11 protein-coding genes are annotated in these 9,872 nt (G+C 49.3%); all 11 read left to right on the top strand.

From position 1 onward, the window contains the following. Window positions 1-93: 93 nt before the first annotated feature. Window positions 94-843, top strand: coding sequence for a hypothetical protein (locus tag OXG75_01270; protein MCY3624622.1), 750 nt, complete (start codon window positions 94-96; stop codon window positions 841-843). 19 nt (window positions 844-862) lie between these two features. Continuing rightward, window positions 863-1,531: an endonuclease III gene (locus OXG75_01265; GenBank protein MCY3624621.1), complete on the top strand. Its 669-nt coding sequence runs from the start codon at window positions 863-865 to the stop codon at window positions 1,529-1,531. A 73-nt stretch (window positions 1,532-1,604) separates the two neighbouring features. Then, the gene (locus OXG75_01260) at window positions 1,605-2,114 is read left to right on the top strand and encodes an NADH-quinone oxidoreductase subunit J (protein MCY3624620.1); all 510 of its coding nucleotides are present in this window, start codon (window positions 1,605-1,607) and stop codon (window positions 2,112-2,114) included. A 1-nt stretch (window position 2,115) separates the two neighbouring features. Then, window positions 2,116-2,421: an NADH-quinone oxidoreductase subunit NuoK gene (gene nuoK / locus OXG75_01255; GenBank protein ID MCY3624619.1), complete on the top strand. Its 306-nt coding sequence runs from the start codon at window positions 2,116-2,118 to the stop codon at window positions 2,419-2,421. A 23-nt stretch (window positions 2,422-2,444) separates the two neighbouring features. Next, window positions 2,445-4,430, top strand: a complete 1,986-nt coding sequence (gene nuoL, locus OXG75_01250; protein MCY3624618.1) for an NADH-quinone oxidoreductase subunit L — start codon at window positions 2,445-2,447, stop codon at window positions 4,428-4,430. A 286-nt stretch (window positions 4,431-4,716) separates the two neighbouring features. After that, window positions 4,717-5,247, top strand: a complete 531-nt coding sequence (locus OXG75_01245) for a cytochrome c (protein ID MCY3624617.1) — start codon at window positions 4,717-4,719, stop codon at window positions 5,245-5,247. A gap of 201 nt (window positions 5,248-5,448) precedes the next feature. Beyond that, on the top strand, window positions 5,449-5,868 hold the full coding sequence (locus OXG75_01240) for an Rrf2 family transcriptional regulator (GenBank protein ID MCY3624616.1): 420 nt from the start codon (window positions 5,449-5,451) through the stop codon (window positions 5,866-5,868). 18 nt (window positions 5,869-5,886) lie between these two features. Beyond that, on the top strand, window positions 5,887-7,323 hold the full coding sequence (sufB, locus tag OXG75_01235) for a Fe-S cluster assembly protein SufB (GenBank protein MCY3624615.1): 1,437 nt from the start codon (window positions 5,887-5,889) through the stop codon (window positions 7,321-7,323). 50 nt (window positions 7,324-7,373) lie between these two features. After that, window positions 7,374-8,108, top strand: a complete 735-nt coding sequence (sufC, locus tag OXG75_01230; GenBank protein MCY3624614.1) for a Fe-S cluster assembly ATPase SufC — start codon at window positions 7,374-7,376, stop codon at window positions 8,106-8,108. 32 nt (window positions 8,109-8,140) lie between these two features. Beyond that, a complete protein-coding gene (sufD, locus tag OXG75_01225; protein MCY3624613.1) occupies window positions 8,141-9,487 on the top strand; it encodes a Fe-S cluster assembly protein SufD in 1,347 nt (448 codons plus the stop codon). A 4-nt stretch (window positions 9,488-9,491) separates the two neighbouring features. Next, entirely contained in the window at window positions 9,492-9,806 is a 315-nt protein-coding gene (locus OXG75_01220; GenBank protein ID MCY3624612.1) for a non-heme iron oxygenase ferredoxin subunit, read from the top strand. Window positions 9,807-9,872: the final 66 nt, after the last annotated feature.

Below are 9,872 nucleotides of genomic sequence, written 5' to 3'. Positions count from 1 at the left end.
GAGTAAGAAAGAGGAGGGAGACCGCAACGGTTATCCCTCCTCTTTTTTTTGCCTGAATTGATTTTTGCTTGAACATGTTTTCTAATATAAGTGATGCCTTCCAGTACCCTTATAGTATATGAGCCTCTGGATTCTTTCAGAGAAAAATCTGAGTACTGGAGCAAGTATCTTAAGTTTTATGAGCGTTACTGGGGTGGTCCTACCTCTCCTTTCGGAATATGGTTCGGCAATGAGTACAGCGCGTTTCGTCAGGCGCTTTCAGACCACCTTGATCTGCCCCACGAAGACCTGCCCGACTGTCTTTTCATGAAGGATGAAGCTGCCAACTACTTTGTTGCGCCCACTTCTGATTCCCTTAATTGTTTTGCGTCTGAAAACATTGTTCCGTTTGAGTGGTTTCTTCTTTTTTCCGAGGAGGGGAGAAAAAATTTTTATACCCACTGGGGCTTTAACTCAATTCATTACAACTCAACCCTTGAGCAGTCAAAAAGGAGACTGGCCTCCTCGCGGGAAAAGATCGAAAAGACAATGTCCGAAGACTCTGCTAATCCTCTTAAGCTTTTTCTGCGCAATCTTGACCGAAGTCTGGAAGACCTTAGAAAATGGCTTGTCCAGTTCGATTCCCAAAGCTATCTGGTGCTTAATTACGGCGATATCTGCAATTACATACATCCCTACACGCTGAAAAATGAAAACAGCGTACCGGAAGTTGCAAGAATCTTGGAACTTATATCACTGTCGAACTTCGGCGAGGCCGAGTTAGCACTTAAGGTGTTTTTCCAGAAATGGGAGGATATAGCAGGTAAGTGTGCCGGCGGCACTGAAGACTCCCGAATCCAGTAAAGCCTCGCTTCCGACTGATATGACCGTAAAACTCGAGAGTAAGAACATCGGAAGGGTACTGGGAGTGCTTAGAAAGGAGGCCGCCGGATGGAACGTTCCCGTGGTTACGCTTACGGCCGTTTCCTCAAAAAGTCCTTTCAGGGTTCTTATTTCCACCGTACTCAGCCTGAGAACCAAGGACGAAACCACGGCCGAGGCCTCCGCGAGGCTTTTCCGCGAAGCTTCAACTCCGCATACGATACTGGAGCTCGGGGAAAAAAGGGTAAGAGACCTTATATATCCCGTTGGTTTCTACAGGGTAAAAGCACAGAACATCATCGGGATATGTGAAAAGCTGATAGACGAATATGACGGTCGGGTTCCGGACAGTATTGACGAGCTTTTAGAATTCCGTGGGGTCGGGAGAAAAACTGCCAATCTGGTTCTTTCTCTTGGGTACGGAAAACCCTCTATCTGCGTTGATATTCACGTGCACAGGATTTCAAACAGGTGGGGTTACGTGGATACCAAAAATCCTTATGAAACCGAAATGGCTCTTCAGGAAAAACTGCCCCGCAAATACTGGATAGAGTATAACTCTCTTCTGGTCGCTCTCGGGCAGCAGATCTGCAGACCCTTATCTCCTCTTTGCAGCCGTTGTCCCGTGAGTGGTTACTGTTCGAAGAGGGGAGTTTCCAGAAGCAGGTAGAACCCCTCGACCGGTTTGACTCTGCCCGCATTATAACTATAATTGATTGCCAAATCTTTTTCCGGAAAACCCGTTGTCTCATACTGTCCTTTTTTATATTTTTTCTACGCTTGCGGTACTCGGGGCCGTTATGGTCGTGAGCCATAAAAATCCCGTTTCAAGCGCTGTTTCGCTTGTTCTTACTCTTTTTTCCACCGCGGTGCTTTTCGTTCTACTCCATGCCCATTTCATCGCGGCGATACAAATACTGATTTACGCAGGGGCGATAATGGTCCTTTTTCTTTTTACCGTCATGTTCCTCAATATAAGGGACAGCGAGCTCAGGTTTGACAGTATGAACATACCGAAGAGGATGACGTTTCTTTTTCTCTTTATCGTTGTTGTCGGATTTTTTGCCTCGAAGCTTTTCTCGTCTTCTCCGGTTGCTTTTCCGAAGCTTGGGGACCCTGAGAATTTCGGCACCGTGGCCGAAGTGGGAAGATCCCTTTTCAGTGATTATCTGCTCGCGTTTGAGCTTACCTCGGTTCTTGTGGTGATAGCCATGGTGGGCGTTCTGGTCATAGCCAAGGGGAGGGAATCGTAAGATGGAAATTGCGGTCACTCACTACGTAGTCTTGGCCTGCGTGCTTTTCGCGATCGGGGTTTACGGGATAATTACCAGAAAAAACATACTGATCGTGCTTATGTGCCTTGAGCTCATGCTTAACTCCTGCAACCTGCTTTTCGTCGTTTTCTCAAGGCTCTACGAGGGCGCCACGGGACATGTGTTCGTTCTGATGTCAGTAACGGTGGCGGCGGCCGAGGTTGCGGTCGGCCTTGCGTTTGTCGTTTCGATTTACAGGCAGAAAGAGAGTCTTGATATCGATCTGCTGAAACTGCTTAAGGGTTAATTTATTCTCGGAGGTTTACCTGAGTGCTTGCTCTCATAGTTCTTGCGCCGCTTGCGGGGGCGATCTTCAACGGGCTTTTCTTCGCCACTGGACTCTGCGCAAAGCTCACCGGGACTGGAAGACACACAAGTGACAGGGTTGTCGGGACAGTGGCGTGTGCGGCTGTCTTGGTCTCCGCTCTTTTGTCCACGCGTCTTTTCCTCGATCTTCTCTCGCAGAGCCCTGCGGGAGCCGAGCCGATTACAACCGAACTTTTCACCTGGATGCTCTCGGGCACCCTTAACGTCAGCTTCGAGTTTCTCTTTGATTCCCTCTCCGCCGTAATGGCCCTTGTAGTAACGTGGGTGGGATTTCTTATACATGTCTATTCGATTGGCTACATGCACCACGACCGCTGCTACGCGCGCTATTTCACTTACCTGAACATTTTCGTTTTCTTCATGCTCGTTCTGGTTCTGGGAAACAACTTCCCCATGATGTTTATCGGATGGGAGGGAGTGGGCCTTGCATCCTATCTGCTTATAGGGTTCTGGTATGAAGACTCGTTTAGGGTTTATGCGGGAAGAAAGGCTTTTGTGGTGAACAGGATAGGGGATTTCGGGTTTATCCTCGGCATCTTCCTCATTTTTACCGTTTTCGGATCTCTTAACTATCAGGATGTTTTCTCCCAGCTTGCCGACCCGGTTTTTGTTTCCGGGCTTTCGCAGTCGCTTATAACCGCGATGGCGCTTCTTCTGTTTGTCGGTGCTGTCGGGAAATCGGCCCAGTTCCCGCTTCACGTGTGGCTTCCGGATGCGATGGCGGGTCCGACCGCAGTGAGCGCCCTTATTCATGCCGCAACAATGGTTACCGCCGGGGTTTACATGTTAAGCCGTTGCTCGCCGCTTTTTGACCTGAGTCCAGTGGCTCTGAACGTCGTTTTGATCGTGGCTACGTTCACCGCGTTTTTCGCCGCCACGATAGCTATCACCCAGAACGACATAAAGAAGGTGCTTGCATACTCCACCGTAAGTCAGCTGGGCTACATGCTGATGGCTGCGGGGGCGGGGGCCTATGTGTTTTCGATATTTCATCTGGTTACCCACGCCTTTTTCAAGGCGCTTCTATTCCTCGGGGCGGGAAGCGTTATACATGCCATGGCCGGAGAGCAGGACATAAGGAAAATGGGGGGGCTTCGCGGGATGATTCCCGTAACGGCTGTCACTTTTCTGGTGGCGACGCTTGCCATTTCTGGCTTTCCTCTTCTCTCTGGGTTTTTCAGCAAGGATGAAATCCTGGCTTCGCTTTATAACGGCGGCCATACGTTTTTCTGGGCCGCGGGGCTCCTTACGGCCGTACTTACCGCTTTCTACATGACGAGACTCTACGTGCTTACCTTCGAGGGGACAGCAAGGATGGACTACAAGACGAAAAGCCGCGTCCACGAATCCCCGGCCGTAATGACCGTACCTCTCGCGATTCTCGCGGTTCTCTCCGTTTTTGGAGGTCTTCTTGGCGTGCCGGAATTCATGGGCGAGGTCGTGGGTTTTCATTACACGGATCTTATTAAGAAGTTCCTCTCTTCTTCAGTGGTAGTACACTATGGAGCGGAACATGCCTACTCCCACTATTTTGGTCACTGGACCCTTGTAGGATTTTCGGTACTGGCAGCGTTTGTGGGAATAGCAGCCGGTGTTTTGATCTACTACCGCAGGCGTGGAGAAACTGCTGTGGCGGGGGGCAAAACGGCTGCCGCGCTTAAAAGCGGGTCCTTTAACAAGTGGTACGTCGATGAGATCTACGAGGCGGTTTTTGTCTCTCCGTTTAACTATATTTCGGGACTTTGCTCTGACTTTGACCTCTCCTTTATAGACAGCTCGCTTGACGGGCTGAGCGATTTTGTGAGGAACTTATCAGGACGCCTGAGTGCGCTGCAGACAGGCCTGCTCAGGTATTACGTGGCGGCCATGGTAGGCGGGGTCGCCGTAATAATAGTGCTTCTTTTCATCTACGGTTCCACAGCTTCCTGACGGACGAACTTTTTTCCGCTTCGATTCCAATTCAGGAATTTCTTTTCCCGAAATAAGGATATTGTTTGGGGCAAAATATTTTTTCTGGCCCGCTTGACAAACGACTCCTAATATAGATATTGATTGTCCAGAATATCCTGGTAAATTCTCCTGTCTTACCTTTAACAAGCTGCCTGTTTTGCTCATTTATGGATGGTCCTGCTTTCATAAAGCATGATTGTTCATCCGGGTAGCTGCGAACCGGAGCAGGTGAATTCGGGCGGATCTGCCTATAGAGGCGTAAGCGATGATTGAAAAAGTATTTAGAAGAAAAAAATTACTGATAGCGGTTTTGATAATAGGCGCCGGACTTTATTTTGTTCTCGGACGTTACGACGTCTCGGCTACAAAGCCGCATCCGGCCATTGTAAGCATGGCCTTCCACAGCGTTACCGAAAGATCGATACAAAGAAACTCTGCGAATCTAAAGATTCCCTACGACATCAATGACGAGAACATTTATGTGAAGGGTTTTAGGGAATATGAGCATATGTGCGCTCAGTGCCATGGAGCGCCCGGAGTCGAGCCTTTACCGATCGGCAAAGGTCTTTTTCCCGAACCTCCCAAATTTCCTAGCGAAGAACTCAATGAATACTCTCTTAAGGATATTTTCTGGGTCACCAAGAACGGGGTTAAGATGACGGGAATGCCCGCTTACGGACCCACGCACGAAGACGAGACGATCTGGGCAGTCGCCATATTTCTTGACAGGTCGAGAAGTTTATCCGAAGCGGAATATAGAAAGCTCAGGGATAAGTATTTGGATACGCACCGCTAACGGTGGCAGCTTGAGCGGGCGACCTCCTTCTGCTGACTGTTTTTGCCCCTTGACCGCAACGCAACGGAGGAATAGATTGAGGAGACTTGAAATCATCCTGGAAAGAGTTTCTTTTCCGCCCCGGTTGACTTTGTCTAAATAATGGTAAAGATTACCATCTAGATAGCTATTTTATGGATATATAAAGTATAGAATAACGTTATGCAGGTAAGCAGAACACTTGATTACGCCGTCAGATGCCTTATCCATATGGGAGGTAATCCGGGGTTTAAGTTCAGCATGAGGCAGATATCCGAGACCCAGCACATTCCGCAAAATTACTTAGCTAAAGTAATGAGAAGGCTCGTTAATCGCGGGATACTCAGGTCGAAGGTGGGACCCGAGGGCGGATACATGCTCCGCAAGTCCCCGTACGAGCTCAGCCTGAGAGAGGTATACGAAGCCATAGAGGGAGAGATAAGGATAGTCGACTGCATGGACGAAGACGGTCCCTGTGCCCTTTATGAGAACTGCGGGCAGCTCCCTCTCTGGGATAAGCTCAAGGTTTCGATGATAAGGATTCTTGAAGATACCACTATCGGGGACATGGTGGAGGAAGTTCGGGGCGGCAGAAGTCACTAACAGGAGGATAATTTCTTAATGAGCGTTGACCTTGAAAAACTCGCGCAGGAGGAATACAAGTACGGATTCGTAACTGATGTAGAGCAGGAGATTGCCCCCAAGGGGCTTAACGAAAATATAATCAGGATGATCTCCTCCAAGAAGAATGAACCTGAGTGGCTTCTCGAATGGCGCCTCGGAGCTTATGAGCGCTGGAAGAAGATGAAAGAGCCTAGATGGGCTTTTCTAAGGTATCCGGAAATAGATTTTAACGACATAAGTTATTACGCCGCGCCGAAAAGCAATCCCAGGCCGAAGAGCCTTGACGAGATAGACCCGGAGATAAAGGAGACCTACGACAAGCTCGGTATTCCGCTTGAGGAGCAGAAGATGCTGGCAGGCGTCGCCGTCGACGCGGTTTTCGACAGCGTTTCCGTCTTTACCACTTTCAAGGAAAAACTCGCCGAGGAAGGGGTTATTTTCTGCTCTATATCCGAGGCGGTGGAAGAATATCCCGATCTTGTGCGCAAGTATCTGGGTTCGGTCGTGCCGCGCGGGGATAATTTCTATGCGGCTTTGAATTCCGCGGTCTTTACGGACGGTTCCTTCGTCTATATTCCCAAGGGAGTAAGGTGCCCAATGGAGCTTTCTACTTATTTCCGTATAAACGCCGAGAACACCGGACAGTTCGAAAGAACTCTTATAATCGCCGAGGAGGGCAGCTACGTAAGCTATCTTGAGGGTTGCACAGCTCCGCAGAGAGACCAAAACCAGCTCCATGCCGCGGTGGTTGAACTCATAGCCCATAATGACGCCACCATAAAGTATTCGACAATACAGAACTGGTACCCGGGAGACAAGCAGGGCAAGGGCGGAATATACAATTTCGTAACCAAACGGGGAAGATGCGTCGGCAGGAGTTCAAGGATTTCCTGGACGCAGGTTGAAACCGGTTCCGCTATTACCTGGAAATACCCGAGTTGCGTTCTTGAAGGGGATAATTCGGTCGGGGAGTTTTACTCCGTTGCCCTTACAAACAGGCGCCAGCAGGCCGACACCGGAACCAAGATGGTTCACGTGGGAAAAAACACCAGCAGCACGATTATTTCCAAGGGCATTTCCGCGGGCGAGGGGCAGAACATATACAGGGGACTTGTTGAAATTGGTAAAAATGCCGAGAAGGCGAGAAATTACACGCAGTGCGACTCGATGCTTATAGGGGACCGCTGCGGAGCACACACTTTTCCATATATAGAGGTCAGAAACTCCACGGCCCACATGGAGCACGAGGCTTCTACCTCTAAAATAGGTGAGGACCAGATGTTTTACTGTCGCCAGAGAGGGCTTTCCGCCGAAGACGCGGTTTCGCTCATAGTAAACGGTTTCTGCAAGGAAGTTTTCAAGGAGTTGCCGTTTGAGTTCGCGGTTGAAGCTGAAAAACTGTTGAGCGTAAGTCTTGAGGGAAGCGTGGGTTAATAAGGGTTCCGCCGTAATTCTGAAAAAAAGATTTTTAGGAGGAGCGAAACATGCTCGAGGTGAAAAACCTGCATGTGCAGGTAGATGACAAGGAAATACTGAAAGGAATGAACATTACTGTGGCGCCCGGGGAGGTCCACTCCATAATGGGCCCGAACGGTTCGGGAAAGAGCACCCTTGCCCAGGTTCTTGCAGGTAAGGAAGCTTACGAAGTTACCGAGGGGGAAGTAACTTTTCAGGGCAAGGATCTTCTCGATCTTGAGCCCGAGGAAAGGGCGTGCGAAGGGATATTTCTGGCTTTCCAGTACCCCGTAGAGATTCCGGGGGTTGCGAACACTTATCTTCTTCGCGAGGCTCTTAATGCAAAAAGGGAGTACCGGGATGAAAAACCGCTTAAGCACGTTGAGTTCGGCAAGCTTGCCAGAGAGAAAATGAAAGCGCTCGGTATTGACGAGGATCTTCTTAAAAGGTCCGTGAACACGGGGTTCTCGGGTGGAGAGAAGAAAAGGAACGAGATATTCCAGATGCAAATACTCGAACCGACGCTGGCGGTGCTTGACGAGACGGATTCCGGTCTTGACATAGATGCGCTCAAGATAGTGGCAAACGGGGTGAATTCGATGAGGGACTCTGGACGTTCCTTTATAGTGATAACCCATTACCAGCGACTTCTTAACTATATAGTTCCCGATTTTGTCCACGTGATGGTTGATGGAAAAATCGTAAGATCGGGAGGAAAGGAACTTGCCCACGAGCTTGAGGAAAAAGGTTACGCCGGGTTTTAAGGTCTCGGGCAGCCTGCAAGGAGCATAATACTATGGCTATTGTTTTTGACGGTACACGCGAAAGTTACGTCGAGAGACTCTCTGAGTTTCTCGATAGCGAGCAAAAAAATGCCCCCGAGTGGGTAAACACCCTTCGCCGTGAGGCGATTTCAGGATTCGCTGAACTTGGATTTCCGACGCTTTCTGACGAAGAGTGGAGATTCACCAATCTTGAGGCACTTCGGAGAGGTTCTTTTTCAATTGCCGAGAATGGAATCTCCGGGGTTTCTAAAAAATCCGTGGATTCCTACGGGTTTCCCGGGCTTGATTGCCCGAGGCTTGTATTTGTAAACGGTCGTTTCGCTCCTTCCCTTTCAGACACTGTAGATGCCGGGAAAGGAATACTGGTAAAAAGCCTGTCGGAGGCAATCTCTGAGCAAGGCGATCTTGTGAAGGACCACTTGGCGAGGTACGCAGATTATGAAAAAGACGCGTTTATTTCCCTTAACACGTCCTATTTTGAAGACGGAGTGTTTGTTTACGTTCCCGACGGAACCGTCTTCGAACAACCCGTACACGTTCTTCACGTATCGACAGATGAAGGCCGTCCTTTGTTCATAAATCCGAGAAATCTCATCATAGTCGGGCAAAGTTCGGTCGCCAAGGTAATAGAACATTACGTGTCGGCATCCCAGAGCGTCTATTTCTCAAATGTGGTCACGGAAGTTGTCTGCGGAGAAAACGCGAATCTTGAGCACTACAGACTTGAGTTTGAAAGCCAGAAGGCGTTTAATTTCTCCACACTTAGGGTAAATCAGCAGAAAAACAGCAACATCGCTTCTCACTCGGTTCTCTGCGGAGGGGCCATAGTGAGGAACAATGTTCATCCCGTTTTGGCCGGAGAAGGATGCAACTCCGACATTTACGGCCTTTTCATATCCGAGGGACGCCAGCACATGGATAACTTCATGCGGGTTGAGCACGCGAGTCCTCATTGCGACAGCCGCCAGTTCTATAACGGCGTACTTGATGGTCGCTCAAAGGGGGTTTTTCACGGAAGGATCCTGGTTCACGAAGGCGCCGAGAAGACAGATGCGAAGCAGACCAACAGGAACCTTCTTCTCTCTGACACGGCCCAGATAGACACGAAGCCTCAGCTTGAAATATACAACGACGACGTAAAGTGCACCCATGGCGCTACGATCGGGCAGATGGATGAAGAAGCCCTTTTTTACCTGCGTTCAAGGGGAATCTCAGCAAGGCAGGCAAAAATCATAATGCTCCAGGCCTTTACTGGCGAGACCCTAGAGCATATGTCAATTGACTCCGTGAGAGAAGCCCTTGAGAGCGTGGTCATGAAATGGTTTGAACAAAGGCTTGAAAACGGCAAAGCGAGGTAGGTTTGTGTCCGACTATAAGAAAGCAGCAAAGGTTTCAGACATACCTGAAGGAGAAGTGGAATCTTTTTTCATCGATGGAGATGCGATTGCCATATGCAGCGTAGAGGGGAATTTCTACGCCTTTCGGGATGAATGCACCCACCAGTGTTTTACTCTTTCAGACGGCGACCTTGACGGAGAACGCATCACCTGCTGTTATCATGGGGCTGAGTTCAACGTCAGAACCGGAGAGGTGCTTTGCCTTCCGGCGGTCGAACCCCTAGAGATCTACCCGGTAAAGATTGACGGGGACGACATACTTGTAAAACTCGATGACTGACCGTCCCCGCTTTTTTAACCAGCTGGTTTGAATTTGGGGAGTGTAACCTCATCGGTAATGTCATCG

The organism is Candidatus Dadabacteria bacterium (assembly GCA_026705445.1).
Lineage (GTDB): Bacteria > Desulfobacterota_D > UBA1144 > Nemesobacterales > Nemesobacteraceae > Nemesobacter.
The sequence above is the reverse complement of the archived record's forward strand: the minus strand, read 5'-3'. Positions and strand labels throughout refer to the sequence as shown.

What these genes read in the sequence shown, in the direction of transcription:
- sufD (MCY3624613.1), top strand. Translation starts at nt 8,141, where the DNA reads ATGGCTATTGTTTTTGACGGTACACGCGAAAGTTACGTCGAGAGACTC.
- nuoK (MCY3624619.1), top strand. Translation starts at nt 2,116, where the DNA reads ATGGAAATTGCGGTCACTCACTACGTAGTCTTGGCCTGCGTGCTTTTC.
- OXG75_01270 (MCY3624622.1), top strand. Translation starts at nt 94, where the DNA reads ATGCCTTCCAGTACCCTTATAGTATATGAGCCTCTGGATTCTTTCAGA.
- OXG75_01265 (MCY3624621.1), top strand. Translation starts at nt 863, where the DNA reads ATGACCGTAAAACTCGAGAGTAAGAACATCGGAAGGGTACTGGGAGTG.
- OXG75_01245 (MCY3624617.1), top strand. Translation starts at nt 4,717, where the DNA reads ATGATTGAAAAAGTATTTAGAAGAAAAAAATTACTGATAGCGGTTTTG.
- OXG75_01240 (MCY3624616.1), top strand. Translation starts at nt 5,449, where the DNA reads ATGCAGGTAAGCAGAACACTTGATTACGCCGTCAGATGCCTTATCCAT.
- sufB (MCY3624615.1), top strand. Translation starts at nt 5,887, where the DNA reads ATGAGCGTTGACCTTGAAAAACTCGCGCAGGAGGAATACAAGTACGGA.
- sufC (MCY3624614.1), top strand. Translation starts at nt 7,374, where the DNA reads ATGCTCGAGGTGAAAAACCTGCATGTGCAGGTAGATGACAAGGAAATA.